The organism is Azospirillum sp. (assembly GCF_035627195.1).
Taxonomy (GTDB): Bacteria; Pseudomonadota; Alphaproteobacteria; order Azospirillales; family Azospirillaceae; genus Azospirillum.
The window spans coordinates 1-14,437 of sequence record NZ_DASPMG010000340.1 but is presented as its reverse complement, the minus strand read 5'-3'; the positions used below and the strand labels follow the sequence as shown (position 1 = coordinate 14,437).

Here is a 14,437-nt window from a genome sequence, read left to right as displayed (position 1 = left end):
TGCCGCCGGTGCCGCTGCCGCGGCGCATGTGGGCCGGCGGCGACCTGCAATTCCACGGGCCCATCCGCCTGGGCGAGGCGATCCGCCGCCGCTCCACCATCGGCGAGGTGGAGCACAAGGCCGGCCGCTCCGGCGACCTGGTGTTCGTCAAGGTGGTGCACGAGGTCTCGACCGAGCGCGGCCCGGCGGTGCGCGAGGTGCACGACATCGTCTACCGCGACGCGCCCAAGCCCGGCGAGGCGGCGCCCCCGGGCGAGGCGCCAAAGGAGGCCGCCTCGTGGGAGCGGCCGATGACCGGCGACCCGGTGCTGCTGTTCCGCTTCTCGGCGCTGACCTTCAACGGCCACCGCATTCACTACGACCGCAAGTACTGCGAGGAGGTGGAGGGCTATCCGGGCCTGATCGTGCACGGGCCGCTGACGGCGACGCTGCTGGTCGACCTGTTCCTGCGCAACCACCCCGGCGCGCGGGTGACCGGCTTCCGCTTCCGCGCCCGCCGGCCGCTGTTCGACGTGCATCCCTTCACGCTGTGCGGCAAGGCGCGGCTGGGCGGGGCCGAGCTGTGGGCGCTGGACCACACCGGACAGATCGCCATGTCGGCCGAGCTGGAGGCCGTCTGATGCACCGCATGGGGCTGAAGGAGGCACTGGCCGAGGTGCTGGCGCCGGAGGGCAAGCTGGTGGTGGACGTCGGCTGCGGCGACGGCAGCTTGGTCCGCCACTTCGCGCAACAGGGGGCGCGCGCCGTCGGCGTCGAGATCAGCGAGGGGCAGCTGAGCCGCGCGCTGACCGCCCCGCCGGTCGGCGGCGAAAGCTACAAGGTGGGGCGCGGCGAGGCGCTGCCGCTGGAGGATGCCTCGGCCGACGCTGTGCTCTATTCCAACAGCTTCCACCACCTGCCGCTGGACGCCATGGCCCCGGCGCTGGTGGAGGCCGCGCGGGTGCTGAAGCCCGGCGGCACGCTGGTGGCGGTGGAGCCGATCGCCGAGGGGCCGTACTTCGCCGCCGTCCGCCCGATGGAGGACGAGACCGCCGTGCGCGCCGCCGCGTACGAGGTGCTGCACGCCCCGCCGCCGGGCCTGGAGCTGGTGGGCGACACCGTCTACATGACCACGATACGGCATCCGGACGTGGAGCACTTCATCACCAAGCTGGTGGCGGTGGACCCGGCGCGGCGCGCCCGCCTGCCGCAGGTGGAGGCGGAGATGCGCCGCCAGTTCGCCGAGCACGGCCGTGCGGAGAACGGCGAAGTCACCTTCGATCAGCCCATGCGGCGCACCGTTTTGCGGAGGATGCCATGACCACGCGCCGGCGCAGCTGGCTGTTCACCCCGGCCACCAAGGCCGACCGCTTCGACCGTGCGGCCGAGGCCGGGGCCGACGTGCTGATCATCGACCTGGAGGACGCCGTCGCCCCGGCCGACAAGGCCGGCGCGCGGACGGCCGCGCTCGACTGGCTGGCCAAGCCCGCGGACGGGCGCATCGGCCGCGCGCTGCGCGTCAACGCGCCGACCACCGCCTTCGGGCTGGAGGACCTGCTGGCGCTCGCCCGCTCCGACGCGCGGCCGGACGTGGTGGTGATCCCCAAGACGGAATCGCCCGACGTCCTGCGCCTCGTCGACGGGCTGCTGGCCGACGCCGGCAAGCCCACGCGGCTGGTGGCGCTGGTGGAGAGTGCGCGCGGCATCGCTAACGCGGACGCCATCGCGCAGGCCACGCCGCGCCTGGAGGCGCTGTTCTTCGGCGCCGCCGACCTCGCCGCCGACCTGGGCGCCGAGGTGGCGTGGGAGCCGCTGCTGGGTGCGCGCTCGCGCGTCGTCGTCGCGGCAGCGCAGGCCGGCATCGCCGTCATCGACTCCCCCTTCTTCAGCATCACCGACGAGGACGGGCTGGCGGTCGAGGTGCGCGCCGCCGTGCGCATGGGCTTCACCGCCAAGGCGGCGATCCACCCCAAGCAGGTGGCCGCCATCAACGCGGCGCTGACGCCGACGCCCGATCAGGTGGCCCAAGCCCGGCGCATCCTGGTGGAGAACGCCAAGGGTGTGGGCATCGTCGACGGCCGCATGATCGACGAGGCTGTCGCCCGCAAGGCCCGGCGCGTGCTGGCGGCAGCGGGGGAGGCGGTTTAGCGCCCTCACCAAAACGGTTGGCTGACCTAACAATTTGGAAGGTTGACCAATTCGGCGGCCCGCCCCACGCTTCCTCCCGCATCAGGGCCACCGCGAGCCCCGAAGGGAGGGAGCGACCATGATTCTGACGGACGCGCAGCTGCGTGACTTCGACGAGCAGGGCTACCTTTTCCTGCCCGGCTGTTTCACCGCCGAGGAGGTCGGCATCCTGCGGGACGAAGCCCGCAGGATCTACGCGTCCGACCGGCCGGAGGTGTGGCGCGAGACGTCGGGCGCGCCGCGCACCGCCTTTGCCGCGCACACCTACAACGAGGCGTTCCGCATCCTGGGCCGCCATCCGCGCCTGATCGGCCCGGTCGAGCAGCTGTTCGGCGAGAAGCTGTACATGCACCAGTTCAAGGTGAACGCCAAGGCCGCCTTCGACGGCGAGGTCTGGCAATGGCACCAGGACTACGGCACCTGGGCCCGCGACGACGGCATGCCGGAGCCGCGCGCCATGAACATCGCCGTCTTCCTGGACGAGGTGATGCCAATCAACGGCCCGCTGATGCTGATCCCGAAGAGCCACCGCCAAGGCGTCCTGCCGGCGGGGCACGACACGCGCACCACCTCCTACCCGCTGTGGACGCTGGACCACGATACGGTGACGCGGCTGGCGGCCGAGGGCGGCATCGTGGCCCCGACGGGCAAGCCGGGCGGCGTGCTGATGTTCCACGGCAACCTCGTGCACGGCTCGGCCGGGAACATCACGCCGTACGGCCGGACCATCGTCTATCTGACGCTGTGCGCCGTTTCCAACCACATCCGCAAGCCGACCCGTCCGGAGTGGATCGCGCACCGCGACTTCACCCCCATCGAGCCGCTGTCCGACGACGCGCTGGCGCAGTACGCCCGCAAGCGCGAGGAAAGGACGGCCGCATGAACCTGTTCCGCCTGTTGCAGGAGCGCGCCGCCCGCGGGCGGCCGGTCCGCGCCGCGCTGATCGGTGCGGGGAAGTTTGGCTCCATGTTCCTGTCCCAGGTGCCGACGACGCCGGGGCTGGAGGTCGCCGCCGTCGCCGACCTCGACCCCGAACGGGCGCGCGCCGCCTGCCGAACGGTGGGCTGGGACGAGGGGCTGGTTGCCCGCACGGTCTTCCTGGAATGCGGTGCGGACGCCTGCGCCCACCCGGACGTGGAGGTGGTGATCGAGGCGACCGGCAACCCCGCCGCCGGCATCGCGCACGCCCGCGCCGCCGTCCAGGCCGGCAAGCACATCGTCATGGTCAACGTGGAGGCCGACGTGCTGGCCGGCCCGCTGCTGGCCGAGGAAGCGCGGGAGCGCGGCGTCGTCTATTCCATGGCCTACGGCGACCAGCCGGCGCTGACGTCGGAACTGGTGGACTGGGCGCGCGCCTGCGGGTTCGAGGTGGCAGCGGCGGGCAAGGGCACCAAGTACCTGCCGCTGTTCCATTCCGTGACTCCCGACGACGTCTGGGGCCACTACGGCCTGACGGCGGAGGAAGCCAAGCGCGGCGGCATGAACCCGCAGATGTTCAACTCCTTCCTCGACGGCACCAAGTCGGCCATCGAGATGGCGGCCATCGCCAACGCCTGCGACCTCGCCGTGCCGTCGGACGGGCTGTTGTTCCCGCCCTGTGGCGTCGACGACCTGCCGCACGTGTTGCGCTCGCGCGAGGCCGGCGGCGTGCTGGAACGCGACGGGATGGTGGAGGTCGTCTCCTCGCTGGAGCGCGACGGGCGGCCGGTGTTCCGCGACCTGCGCTGGGGCGTGTACGTGGTGCTGAAGGCGCCCAACGACTACGCCATGGCCTGCTTCCGGCAGTACGGGTTGAAGACGGACGCGAGCGGACGGTATGCGGCCATGTACAAGCCGTTCCACTTGATCGGGCTGGAGCTGAACATCTCTGTGCTCTCTGCGGCGCTACGCGGCGAACCCACGGGGCAGACGCGGGCGTTCCGCGGCGACGTAGCCTCGGTGGCCAAGCGCCCGCTGAAGGCCGGCGAGACGCTGGACGGGGAGGGCGGCTACACGGTCTGGGGCAAGGCCATCCCCGCCGAACGCAGCCTCGCGGAGGGCGCGCTGCCCATCGGTCTGGCGCACGGCGTGCGCCTGCTGCGCGACGTGCCTGCGGGCGCGGTCGTGCGCTGGGCGGACGTGGAGGAACGCGACGGCGAAGCCGTTCGCGTGCGCCGGGCGATGGAGCGGCGGTTCGCGGGGGAGACCGTCTGACGTTGGGTTTTGCGGCTGGCGCCTCAACCCAACCTACGGCTCGGCGGTAGGTTGGGTTGAGCGCAGCGAAAACCCAACGTCGGCACGTCACTCGCCCATCGCCGCGTCGACCAGCAGCGCCACCGTCGCGTCGTTCACTCCCTCGGCGGGCAGCAGCAGGCGCAGGTTGGCCTCGGCCGCGTCGCGGTCCGCGGCGCCCGGCTGCAGCCCGGAAATCGTGCGCAGCGCAGCCTGCTGAAGGCGTTCGGATTCCAGCTCCGCCGCCTTGATGCGCAGGCGGAACGGCTCGACGCCCGGCACATTCTTCAGCGTGCGGCGCACGCCGCGCAGTGGCGCCACCACGTCGCGGCGCCACGCCGACACCGCGTGGTCCAGTCGCTGCAGCTCCGCCGGGTCCAGCCGCACGCCGCAGCCGGCCCCCGCCCACAGTGCGAAGAGCACCAGATTGACGTCCTGTCCCAACCGGTCCTGCAGGTCGAGGCACGCCTCGCTCACCCCTGGCCGGGCGTAGGTGGCGAGAGAGAAGCTCCAGAACGGGTCGTCGGGTCCCTTGTCGCGGGTCATGGTTTGCTTGCCTTGGCTTGAGGTCGTGTCCGGCGCCTATAGCACGATCGGCGATGCTGATGGAGGCACCGCCAATGCGTCCGGTCATACGGCGGGCGTCCTGAAGGCGTACTTGCGGGGGCGAGGTGCGTCCGGCATATAATTGGCTGGTGCAGCGGATTATTTGAATAACCATAAAATGCGCCGAGTCCGGATGAACCGGGCCGGGGTTCAGGGAGGAAGCCGCATGCCCGTTTCCAGCGCCGCGGGGCGATTCCGCCCCGCTGTCGTCAATGCGTCATGGTTCCGGACCGCCCCATGCGCGTCCTGATCCCCGACGCCAAGTTCACCGACGGTGCCGCGGTCGAGACGGCGACCGCCGGTCCCGCCTTCGCCTTCCGCCCCAACCACGGCATCCACCAGGACGAGATCGCGCCTGAGGAATGGCGGCGCTGCGACGGCGTCATCGCCTATGACGAGGTGCGCCTGGACCGCCCCTGGCTGACGGCGATGGAGCGCGCCCGCGTCGTCGTGCGCGCCGGTGTGGGGTACGACAACGTCGACCTGGAACTGGCCGGGCAGTTGGGCATCGCTGTGTGCAACGTGCCGGACTACGGCACCACCGACGTGGCCGACCACGCGCTGGCCATGCTGCTGACGCTGACACGTGGCACCGCGATGTACGACGAGGCGCTGCGGCGCGATCCGGTGGCCGGCTGGCGGTTCGACGGGCCGCCGCTGATGCGCCGGCTGCGTGGGCAGGTGTTCGGCGTCGTCGGGTTGGGGCGCATCGGCCTTGCCGCCGCGTTGCGGGCGCGGGCCTTCGGCATGGACATCGCCTTTTACGACCCGTACCTGCCGACCGGTGCGGAACTGGCGCTGGGCTTCCGGCGCGTGCCGCGCCTGGCCGACCTGATGGCCGGATCGGACGTGGTCAGCGTGCACACGCCGCTGACGCCGGAGACGCGCGGCCTGATCGGCGAGGCGGCGCTGGCGGCGGCCAAGCCGGGCCTCATCCTGATCAACACGGCACGCGGGCCGGTCGTCGACCTGGACGCGCTGCATGCGGCGCTGGCGTCCGGCCGGGTGGCCGGGGCGGCGCTGGACGTGCTGCCGGTGGAGCCGCTGGCCCGCGACCTCGACCACCCGCTGATTGCCGCGTGGCGCGGGCAGGAGTCCTGGATCGCCGGGCGGCTGCTGATCAGCCCGCATTCGGCCTTCTATTCGCCCGCCAGCATCCACGACCTGCGCCGCAAGTCGGCGGAGGTGCTGGCGGCGGCGCTGGGAGAGGGGCGGCTGGTCAACTGCGTCAACCGCGCGTGGCTCGGCGGCCGGCGCGGCTGGCAAGCGTCGGCGTAGGAGGGGAAACGCCATGGCCTCGGTCGACATCCGCCAAGTGCGCAAGCTGTTCGGCTCGATCGAGGTGATCCACGGCATCGACGTGGACATCGGCGACGAGGAGTTCGTGGTGCTGGTCGGCCCGTCCGGCTGCGGCAAGTCCACGCTTCTGCGCATGATCGCCGGGCTGGAGCAGATCAGCGACGGGGAGATCGCCATCGGCGGGCGGGTGGTGAACCGCGTGCCGCCGAAGGAGCGGGACATCGCCATGGTGTTCCAGAACTACGCGCTCTACCCGCACATGACGGTCTTCGACAACATGGCCTTCAGCATGAAGCTGCGCCACGCCGAGCGTGAGGAGATCGCGCAGCGCGTGCGGAAGGCGGCGGAGATCCTAGACCTCACCCCCTACCTCGACCGCTACCCGCGCCAGCTGTCGGGCGGGCAGCGCCAGCGCGTGGCGATGGGCCGCGCCATCGTGCGCGATCCGCAGGTGTTCCTGTTCGACGAGCCGCTGTCCAACCTGGACGCCAAGCTGCGCGTGCAGATGCGCACGGAGATCAAGGCGCTGCACCAGCGGCTGCGCACCACCTCCGTCTACGTCACGCACGACCAGATCGAGGCGATGACCATGGCCGACCGCATCGTCGTCATGCACGACGGCCGGGTCGAGCAGATCGGCACGCCGCTGGAGCTGTACGACCGCCCGGCCAACCTGTTCGTCGCCGGCTTCATCGGCTCGCCCGCCATGAACCTGTTCGACGGCGCGTTGCGGCGCGCGGACGGGCGCGTGTGGGTGGAGACGCCGGGCGGGCTGGCGCTGGACGCCCCGCCGGGGACGGCGGGGACGGAGGGGCAGGCGGTCGTCTACGGCATCCGGCCGGGCCACCTGCGCATCGCGTCCGACGCCGAGCACGGCCTGCCGGCGGAGGTGGAGGTGGTGGAGCCCACCGGCGACAGCACCCTGGTCTTCTGCAAGGTGGGCGGCACGGTCGCCTGCGCCGCCACCACCGACCGCCACCCGCTGCACCCGGGGGAGCGCCTGCGCCTCGTGCCCCGCGTCGAGGCCGGGCACGTCTTCGACGCGGCCTCCGGTCAACGCCTATAGCGAAGAACCACGGCCGACCGGCCAACCACGCGCCGGCCGACCCCAACCACAGGGAGGGACGGTCATGGAACTGACGAGACGGGATGTGCTGAAGGCCGGTGCCGCCGCCGCGGCGCTGGGTGCCATGGGCGACGCGGGCCTCGCCGCCGCGCAGCAGGAATTCCGCATCGAGCCGGAGAAGGGGGCGGAGCTGCGCGTCCTGCGCTGGAAGAAGTTCGTCCAGGGCGACGAGGACGGCTGGATGGCCAACACCCAGAAGTTCACCGAGAAGACCGGCATCAAGGTGCGCATCGACGCCGAATCCTGGGAGGACATCCGGCCGAAGGCGGCGGTGGCGGCCAACGTCGGCAACGGGCCGGACATCATCTTCGGTTGGTTCGACGACCCGCACCAGTATCCCGACAAGCTCGTCGACCTGACCGACCTCGCCACCTATCTCGGCAACAAGTACGGCGGCTGGTACGAGGCGCCCAAGCGCTACGGCATGCGCGACGGCAAGTGGATCGGCCTGCCCGTGGGCGCCGCCGGCAACTGCATCGTCTACCGCAAGTCCTGGCTCAACGAGGCCGGCTTCGAGACGATGCCGCGCGACACCGACGGCTTCCTGAAGGCCTGCAAGGCGATGCACGCCAAGGGGCACCCGGCCGGCTTCGCGCTGGGCAACGCGGTGGGCGACGGCAACACCTGGACGCACAGCATCCTGTGGGCTTTCGGCGGGCGCATGGTCGACGAGAAGAACAACGTCGTCATCAACAGCCCGGAGACCATCCGCGCGCTGGAATACGTGGCGGAGCTGTACAAGACCTTCGCGCCCGGCACGCTGTCCTGGCTGGATCCCAACAACAACAAGGCCTTCCTGGCCGGCGAGATCGGCGTCACCGCCAACGGCATCTCCGTCTACTACGCCGCCAAAAGCTCGCAGGACCCGGCGATGCAGGCGCTGGCGAAGGACATCGAGCACGCCAACATGCCCATCGGCCCGGTGGGCAAGCCGACGGAACTGCACCTGTTCACCCAGGGCATGGTGTTCAAGTACTCGAAGTACCCGAACGCGGCGAAGGAGTACCTGCGCTTCATGATGGAGAAGGAGCAGTACGAGCCCTGGCAGCAGGCCGCCATCGGCTACGTCACGCATCCGCTGGCTGCGTACGAGAACAACCCGATCTGGACGGCCGACCCCAAGCACGCGCCGTACCGCGATACGGTGAAGAACATGCTGTGGAACGGCTACAGCGGTGCCCTGGGGACGGCGTCGGCCGGCGCCATGGCCGACTACATCGTCGTCAACATGTTCGCCGAGGCCGCCAGCGGCCAGCAGACGCCCAAGGAAGCCGCCACCCGCGCCGAGAAGCGGGCGATGCGGTACTACAGGGCGTAGCCATTACACCCCTCCCCCGGCCCCGCCGGGGGAGGGAGGGGCCCACGCGCAGCGTGGGAGGGTGGGGGCAAGTTGTGCGCGAGAATCCGTAAGGCCGTGGTCGGTCACAAAGACCTTGCCCCCACCTGACCTCCCCCGCCGGGGGCGGGGGAGGGGTTTGGTTCCTTTACTGAAAGGTGCTCGATGTTCGTCGACACCAAGGCTCACCGTTCCGCGCGTGCGCTGCCGGCGCCCCGCTTCCGCCTGGGTGAGAGCCGCGGCTTCATGGGCCTGCTGTTCATGCTGCCGGCTGGCACGCTGCTGCTGCTGTTCCTCGCCTACCCGCTGGGGCTGGGCGTGTGGCTGGGCATGACCGACACGCGGGTGGGGCGGGCTGGGATCTTCATCGGGCTGGAGAACTACGAGTTCCTGTGGGACGACGGCGTGTTCTGGCTGTCGGTCTTCAACACCTTCCTCTACACGGTGGTCGCCAGCGTGGCGAAGTTCGCGCTGGGCCTGTGGCTGGCGCTGCTGCTGAACCGGCATCTGCCGTTCAAGGCGTTCCTGCGGGCCATCGTGCTGCTGCCGTGGATCGTGCCCACCGCCCTGTCCGCCATCGCCTTCTGGTGGATCTACGACAGCCAGTTCTCCATCGTGTCGTGGACGCTGCATCGCCTCGGCCTGATCGACGCCTACATCAACTTCCTGGGCGATCCGGTGTGGGCGCGCGCCAGCGTCATCATCGCCAACGTCTGGCGCGGCATCCCGTTCGTGGCGATCACGCTGCTGGCCGGGCTGCAGACCATCCCGCCGTCGCTGTATGAGGCCGCCACCATCGACGGCGCCACGGCGTGGCAGCGCTTCCGCTTCGTCACGCTGCCGATGCTGACGCCGATCATCGCCGTGGTGATGACCTTTTCGGTGCTGTTCACCTTCACCGACTTCCAGCTGATCTACGTGCTGACGCGCGGCGGGCCGCTGAACGCCACGCACCTGATGGCGACGCTGTCGTTCCAGCGCGCCATCCCCGGCGGCAACCTGGGCGAAGGGGCGGCCATCGCCGTGTCGATGATCCCCTTCCTGCTGGCCGCCATCCTGTTCAGCTACTTCGGCCTGCAGCGCCGCCGCTGGCAACACGGCGGCACGGATTGAGGGAGGACTGTTCATGGCGCGCAAGACGAAGGACGCGGCCCCGGCCGACGGCATGGACTATCTGGTCTCCATTCCGCGCCGGGTGGTGACGGTCTACGTTCCGCTGCTGGTGTTCCTGTTCGTGCTGCTGTTCCCGTTCTACTGGATGGGCATCACCGCCTTCAAATCGAACGAGGAGCTGTACGACTACCAGAACTTCAGCCCCTTCTGGGTGGTGCAGCCGACGCTGGCCAACATCGAGAAGCTGCTCTTCCGCACGCCGTACCCTGAGTGGCTGTGGAACACCATGCTGGTGTCGGTGGTGTCCACCTTCATCTCGCTGTTCTGCGCGGTGTGCGCAGCCTATGCGATCGAGCGGCTGCGGTTCTCCGGTGCGCGCTTCGTGGGGCTGGCGATCTTCCTGGCCTACCTCGTGCCGCCATCGATCCTGTTCATCCCGCTGGCCTCCATGGTCTACGCCTACGGCCTGTTCGACACGAAGTGGGCGCTGATCCTCACCTACCCGACGTTCCTCATCCCGTTCTGCACGTGGCTGCTGATGGGCTATTTCCGCTCCATCCCGTACGAGCTGGAGGAATGCGCGCTGATGGACGGCGCCACGCGCCTGCAGATCCTGGTGAAGATCCTGCTGCCGCTGTCGGTGCCGGGGCTGATCTCGGCGGGCATCTTCGCCTTCACCCTGTCGTGGAACGAGTTTATCTACGCCCTGACCTTCATCCAGTCGTCGGAGCAGAAGACGGTGCCCGTCGGCGTCATCACCGAACTGGTGGAGGGCGATGTCTACCACTGGGGCTCCCTGATGGCGGGGGCGCTGCTGGGCTCCTTGCCGGTGGCGATCCTCTATTCCTTCTTCGTCGAACACTACGTCGCCAGCATGACCGGCGCCGTGAAGGAGTGAGCGCATGAGTGAGCGTATGGATGGCCGCCTGACCGACGCCGAGCTGGACGAACTGGCCTCCCTCGACACGCCCACCGTCTGCAACGCGCTGGAGGTGCTGGCGCCGGAACGGCGGGGGCACGGCTTCTCCACCCGGCCGTTCGTCTGCGCCTACCCGGAGGCACGGCCGATGGTCGGCTACGCCGTCACCGGCACCATCCGCGCCATGCACCCGCCGCGCGAGGACGCCGCCACGCTGCGCGCCACGCGGCTGGACTGGTACCGCTATGTGGACGCAGCACCCGGGCCCAGCATCGTCGTCATCCAGGATCTCGACCAGCCGCCGGGCTTCGGCGCCTTCTGGGGGGAGGTGCACACCACCGTGCACAAGGGGCTGGGGGCGCTGGGCGTCGTCACCGACGGCAGCGTGCGCGACCTGGACGTCTGCGCGCCCGGCTTCCAGATGCTGGCCGGCTGCGTCGGCCCCTCGCACGCCTGGGTGCGGATCGAGCACTTCGGCCTGCCCGTCACCGTGCACGGCATGACCGTTCACCCCGGCGACCTGTTGCATGCGGACCGGCACGGCGCGGTGGTCATCCCGCACGCCGTCGCGCGGCGCGTGCGCGCCACCGCCGACCTGCAGGCCCGGCGCGAGGCGGTGATCCTGGAGGCTGCCCGCGCCCCCGGCTTCAACGCCGACGTCCTGGCCCGCGCCATCGGCGAAGCCGACGAGATTCACTGAAGGAAACGGCATGACGGACGCGAAGAAGCAACTCCGCTCCCAGGCGTGGTTCGGCCGCAACGACAAGGACGGCTTCATCCACCGCAGCTGGATGCGCAACCAGGGCCTGCCCACCCATCTGTTCGACGGCCGCCCGGTGATCGGCATCTGCAACACCTGGTCGGAGCTGACGCCCTGCAACGCCCACTTCCGCATCCTGGCGGAGCGGGTGAAGCGCGGCGTGTACGAGGCCGGCGGCTTCCCTCTGGAATTCCCGGTCATGTCGCTGGGCGAGACGAACCTACGCCCAACCGCCATGCTGTTCCGCAACCTCGCCAGCATGGACGTGGAGGAGTCGATCCGCGGCAACCCCATCGACGGCGTCGTCCTGCTGTGCGGCTGCGACAAGACCACGCCGTCGCTGGTCATGGGAGCGGCCAGCTGCAACCTGCCCACGCTGGTGGTCTCCGGCGGGCCGATGCTGAACGGGCATTACCGCGGCGGACTGATCGGCTCCGGCACCTCGGTGTGGGAGTTCAGCGAGGACGTGAAGGCCGGCAGGATGAGCCTGTCGGATTTCATGGACGCGGAGGCGTGCATGTCCCGCTCCGTCGGGCACTGCATGTCCATGGGAACGGCGTCGACCATGGCCTCCATGGTGGAGGCGCTGGGCCTGGGCCTGCCGCACAACGCCGCCACGCCGGCCGCCGATTCCCGCCGCAACGTGCTGGCCCACATGGCTGGCCGCCGCATCGTCGAGATGGTGCGGGAGGACCTGACGCTCGACCGCATCCTGACCAAGGAGAGCTTCGAGAACGCCATCCGCGTGAACGGCGCCATCGGCGGCTCCACCAACGCCGTCATCCACCTGATCGCCATGGCCGGCCGCATCGGCGTGGACCTGACGCTGGACGACTGGGACCGGCTGGGCCGCGACGTGCCCACGCTGGTGGACCTGATGCCGTCCGGGCGCTTCCTGATGGAGGATTTCTACTACGCCGGCGGCATCCCCGCCGTGGTCCGCGCGCTGGGTGAACAGGGCCTGCTGCACAAGGACGCGCTGACGGTGAACGGCCGCACCCTGTGGGAGAACTGCGAAAACGCGCCCAACTGGAACACGGAGGTGATCCGTCCGTTCTCCGACCCGCTGGTGGCAAGCGGCGGGGTGGCGGTTCTGCGCGGCAACCTGGCCCCGGACGGGGCGGTGCTGAAGCCGTCCGCCGCCTCGCCGCATCTCATGCGCCACCGCGGCCGCGCCGTCGTCTTCGAGGATATCGAGCACTACAAGGCCCGCGTCGAGGATCCCGACCTGGACATCGACGAGACCTGCGTGATGGTGCTGAAGAACTGCGGCCCCAAGGGCTATCCCGGCATGGCGGAGGTCGGCAACATGGGCCTGCCGCCCAAGCTCCTGAAGAAGGGCGTCACCGACATGGTGCGCATCTCCGACGCGCGCATGAGCGGCACCGCCTACGGCACTGTGGTCCTGCACGTCTGCCCGGAGGCCGCGGCCGGCGGCCCGCTGGCGCTGGTCCGCGACGGCGACATGATCGAGTTGGACGTGGAGGCGCGGCGCCTGCACCTGGACGTGCCCGACGCGGAGCTGGAGCGCCGCCGGGCGTCCTGGGCGCCGCCGGCCCCGGCCATGCAGGGCGGCTACCAGTCGCTGTACGTCGGCCACGTGATGCAGGCCGACAAGGGCGCGGACTTCGACTTCCTGGTCGGCTGCCGTGGCGCGGCGGTGCCGAGGGAGTCTCATTGACGATCAAAACCCCTCCCTCGCCTCCGGCGGGGGAGGGGTTCAGTACCCATCTTGATCGAACGCCTTCGCGTTTCCATCTTTCCGGTACGGGCGACGGGCGGCTGCGCAGGATGCGGGCCGCCGCCGGCGCCCCCCGCGCCTCATGGGAGGGCGGGCACCATAGCGGAGTGCCGAATGGACTTCGAAACCTTCACGGAACGCGCCCGGCGCGCGATCCAGGCCGCCCAGATGGCGGCGCTCGCCGGCCGTCACCAGCAGCTTCTTCCCGAACACCTCGTCAAGGCGCTGATGGACGACGCCGACGGGCTGGCCGCGCGCATCGTGCGCGACGCCGGCGGCGACCCCGACCTGCTGCGCAGCGCCGCCGACGAGGCGCTGGCCCGCCAGCCGCGCCACGGCAGCCAGGGGCCGCACCCCATCTACATGTCCCCCGCGCTGGCCGAAGTCCTTCAGGGCTCGGTCGAGGCGGCGCGCACGGCGGGCGACCGCTTCGTCACCGCCGAACGCCTGCTGGAGAGTCTGGCGGCGCAGAGCGGCCCGATGCACGCGCTGTTCACCCGCGCCGGCGTCGACCCGGCCGGCGTCACCGGCGCCGTGCAGCGCCTGCGCCAGGGCCGCAAGGCCGAGGACGAAAGCGCCGAGCAGAGCTGGGACGCGCTGAAGAAATACGCCCGCGACCTGACCGAGGAGGCGCGGCAGGGCCGGCTCGACCCCGTCATCGGCCGTGACGACGAGATCCGCCGCACCATCCAGGTTCTGGCCCGGCGCACCAAGAACAACCCCGTGCTGATCGGCGAACCCGGCGTCGGCAAGACCGCCGTCGTGGAGGGGCTGGCCCAGCGCCTCGCGGCCGGCGACGTGCCGGAGGGGCTGAAGGACCGCCGCGTCCTGGCCCTCGACCTCACAGCACTCCTGGCCGGCGCCAAGTTCCGCGGCGAGTTCGAGGAGCGGCTGAAGGCCGTGCTGGCGGAGGTGCAGGCGGCCGACGGGCGCATCATCCTGTTCATCGACGAGCTGCACAGCCTGATCGGCGCCGGCCGCGCCGACGGCGCCATGGACGCCGCCAACATGCTGAAGCCCGCGCTGGCGCGCGGCGAGCTGCGCGTCGTCGGCGCGACGACGCTCGACGAGTACCGCCAGCACGTCGAGAAGGACGCGGCGCTCGAGCGCCGCTTCCAACCGGTGTTCGTCGGGGAGCCGAGCGTCGAGAGCACGATCGC

General features: G+C 70.4%; 14 protein-coding genes. 13 read left to right on the top strand and 1 reads right to left on the bottom strand.

Annotated elements, in window-relative coordinates:
* The 5 genes from VED21_RS30390 to VED21_RS30370 form a co-directional block, all read left to right on the top strand.
* On the top strand, positions 1–620 hold a 620-nt coding region (locus tag VED21_RS30390; RefSeq protein ID WP_324889197.1), incomplete at its 5' end, for an FAS1-like dehydratase domain-containing protein.
* Positions 620–1,300 carry a class I SAM-dependent methyltransferase gene (locus VED21_RS30385; protein ID WP_324889195.1) on the top strand — a complete coding sequence of 227 codons (681 nt, stop codon included), beginning with the start codon at positions 620–622 and terminating at the stop codon, positions 1,298–1,300. The genes VED21_RS30390 and VED21_RS30385, both read left to right, overlap by 1 nt.
* Positions 1,297–2,127 carry an itaconate degradation C-C-lyase RipC gene (gene ripC, locus VED21_RS30380; protein ID WP_324889193.1) on the top strand — a complete coding sequence of 277 codons (831 nt, stop codon included), beginning with the start codon at positions 1,297–1,299 and terminating at the stop codon, positions 2,125–2,127. Before VED21_RS30385 ends, ripC begins: the two co-directional genes overlap by 4 nt.
* Positions 2,128–2,245: 118 nt before the next feature.
* Entirely contained in the window at positions 2,246–3,049 is an 804-nt protein-coding gene (locus VED21_RS30375) for a phytanoyl-CoA dioxygenase family protein (protein ID WP_324889191.1), read from the top strand.
* Positions 3,046–4,359 carry an NAD(P)H-dependent oxidoreductase gene (locus VED21_RS30370; RefSeq protein ID WP_324889189.1) on the top strand — a complete coding sequence of 438 codons (1,314 nt, stop codon included), beginning with the start codon at positions 3,046–3,048 and terminating at the stop codon, positions 4,357–4,359. The genes VED21_RS30375 and VED21_RS30370 overlap by 4 nt, the downstream gene beginning before the upstream one ends.
* 87 nt (positions 4,360–4,446) lie before the next feature.
* Here the strand turns inward: VED21_RS30370 and VED21_RS30365 are convergent, their stop codons facing one another.
* Positions 4,447–4,923 (bottom strand): TIGR02444 family protein, encoded by a 477-nt coding sequence (locus tag VED21_RS30365; protein WP_324889187.1) that lies wholly within the window; start codon positions 4,921–4,923, stop codon positions 4,447–4,449.
* 297 nt (positions 4,924–5,220) lie between these two features.
* On the opposite strand from VED21_RS30365, the gene VED21_RS30360 reads away from it, so the two are divergent.
* From VED21_RS30360 to VED21_RS30325, 8 genes are all read left to right on the top strand, one after another.
* Positions 5,221–6,261, top strand: coding sequence for a C-terminal binding protein (locus VED21_RS30360; RefSeq protein ID WP_324889185.1), 1,041 nt, complete (start codon positions 5,221–5,223; stop codon positions 6,259–6,261).
* 13 nt (positions 6,262–6,274) lie between these two features.
* Positions 6,275–7,348, top strand: a complete 1,074-nt coding sequence (locus tag VED21_RS30355; protein ID WP_324889183.1) for a sn-glycerol-3-phosphate ABC transporter ATP-binding protein UgpC — start codon at positions 6,275–6,277, stop codon at positions 7,346–7,348.
* 64 nt (positions 7,349–7,412) lie between these two features.
* On the top strand, positions 7,413–8,726 hold the full coding sequence (locus VED21_RS30350) for an ABC transporter substrate-binding protein (protein WP_324889180.1): 1,314 nt from the start codon (positions 7,413–7,415) through the stop codon (positions 8,724–8,726).
* Between the two features lie 183 nt (positions 8,727–8,909).
* Positions 8,910–9,857, top strand: coding sequence for a sugar ABC transporter permease (locus VED21_RS30345; RefSeq protein ID WP_324889179.1), 948 nt, complete (start codon positions 8,910–8,912; stop codon positions 9,855–9,857).
* Positions 9,858–9,870: 13 nt separating this feature from the next.
* Positions 9,871–10,755, top strand: coding sequence for a carbohydrate ABC transporter permease (locus tag VED21_RS30340; protein WP_324889177.1), 885 nt, complete (start codon positions 9,871–9,873; stop codon positions 10,753–10,755).
* Between the two features lie 4 nt (positions 10,756–10,759).
* The gene (locus VED21_RS30335; protein WP_324889175.1) at positions 10,760–11,476 is read left to right on the top strand and encodes an RraA family protein; all 717 of its coding nucleotides are present in this window, start codon (positions 10,760–10,762) and stop codon (positions 11,474–11,476) included.
* A 10-nt stretch (positions 11,477–11,486) separates the two neighbouring features.
* On the top strand, positions 11,487–13,217 hold the full coding sequence (gene araD, locus VED21_RS30330) for an L-arabinonate dehydratase (RefSeq protein WP_324889173.1): 1,731 nt from the start codon (positions 11,487–11,489) through the stop codon (positions 13,215–13,217).
* Between the two features lie 174 nt (positions 13,218–13,391).
* Positions 13,392–14,437 (top strand): Clp protease N-terminal domain-containing protein (locus tag VED21_RS30325; RefSeq protein ID WP_324889171.1); only part of this gene is annotated, 1,046 nt, incomplete at its 3' end.

What these genes read in the sequence shown, in the direction of transcription:
- VED21_RS30385 (WP_324889195.1), top strand. Translation starts at nt 620, where the DNA reads ATGCACCGCATGGGGCTGAAGGAGGCACTGGCCGAGGTGCTGGCGCCG.
- ripC (WP_324889193.1), top strand. Translation starts at nt 1,297, where the DNA reads ATGACCACGCGCCGGCGCAGCTGGCTGTTCACCCCGGCCACCAAGGCC.
- VED21_RS30375 (WP_324889191.1), top strand. Translation starts at nt 2,246, where the DNA reads ATGATTCTGACGGACGCGCAGCTGCGTGACTTCGACGAGCAGGGCTAC.
- VED21_RS30370 (WP_324889189.1), top strand. Translation starts at nt 3,046, where the DNA reads ATGAACCTGTTCCGCCTGTTGCAGGAGCGCGCCGCCCGCGGGCGGCCG.
- VED21_RS30365 (WP_324889187.1), bottom strand. Translation starts at nt 4,923, where the DNA reads ATGACCCGCGACAAGGGACCCGACGACCCGTTCTGGAGCTTCTCTCTC.
- VED21_RS30360 (WP_324889185.1), top strand. Translation starts at nt 5,221, where the DNA reads ATGCGCGTCCTGATCCCCGACGCCAAGTTCACCGACGGTGCCGCGGTC.
- VED21_RS30355 (WP_324889183.1), top strand. Translation starts at nt 6,275, where the DNA reads ATGGCCTCGGTCGACATCCGCCAAGTGCGCAAGCTGTTCGGCTCGATC.
- VED21_RS30350 (WP_324889180.1), top strand. Translation starts at nt 7,413, where the DNA reads ATGGAACTGACGAGACGGGATGTGCTGAAGGCCGGTGCCGCCGCCGCG.
- VED21_RS30345 (WP_324889179.1), top strand. Translation starts at nt 8,910, where the DNA reads ATGTTCGTCGACACCAAGGCTCACCGTTCCGCGCGTGCGCTGCCGGCG.
- VED21_RS30340 (WP_324889177.1), top strand. Translation starts at nt 9,871, where the DNA reads ATGGCGCGCAAGACGAAGGACGCGGCCCCGGCCGACGGCATGGACTAT.
- VED21_RS30335 (WP_324889175.1), top strand. Translation starts at nt 10,760, where the DNA reads ATGAGTGAGCGTATGGATGGCCGCCTGACCGACGCCGAGCTGGACGAA.
- araD (WP_324889173.1), top strand. Translation starts at nt 11,487, where the DNA reads ATGACGGACGCGAAGAAGCAACTCCGCTCCCAGGCGTGGTTCGGCCGC.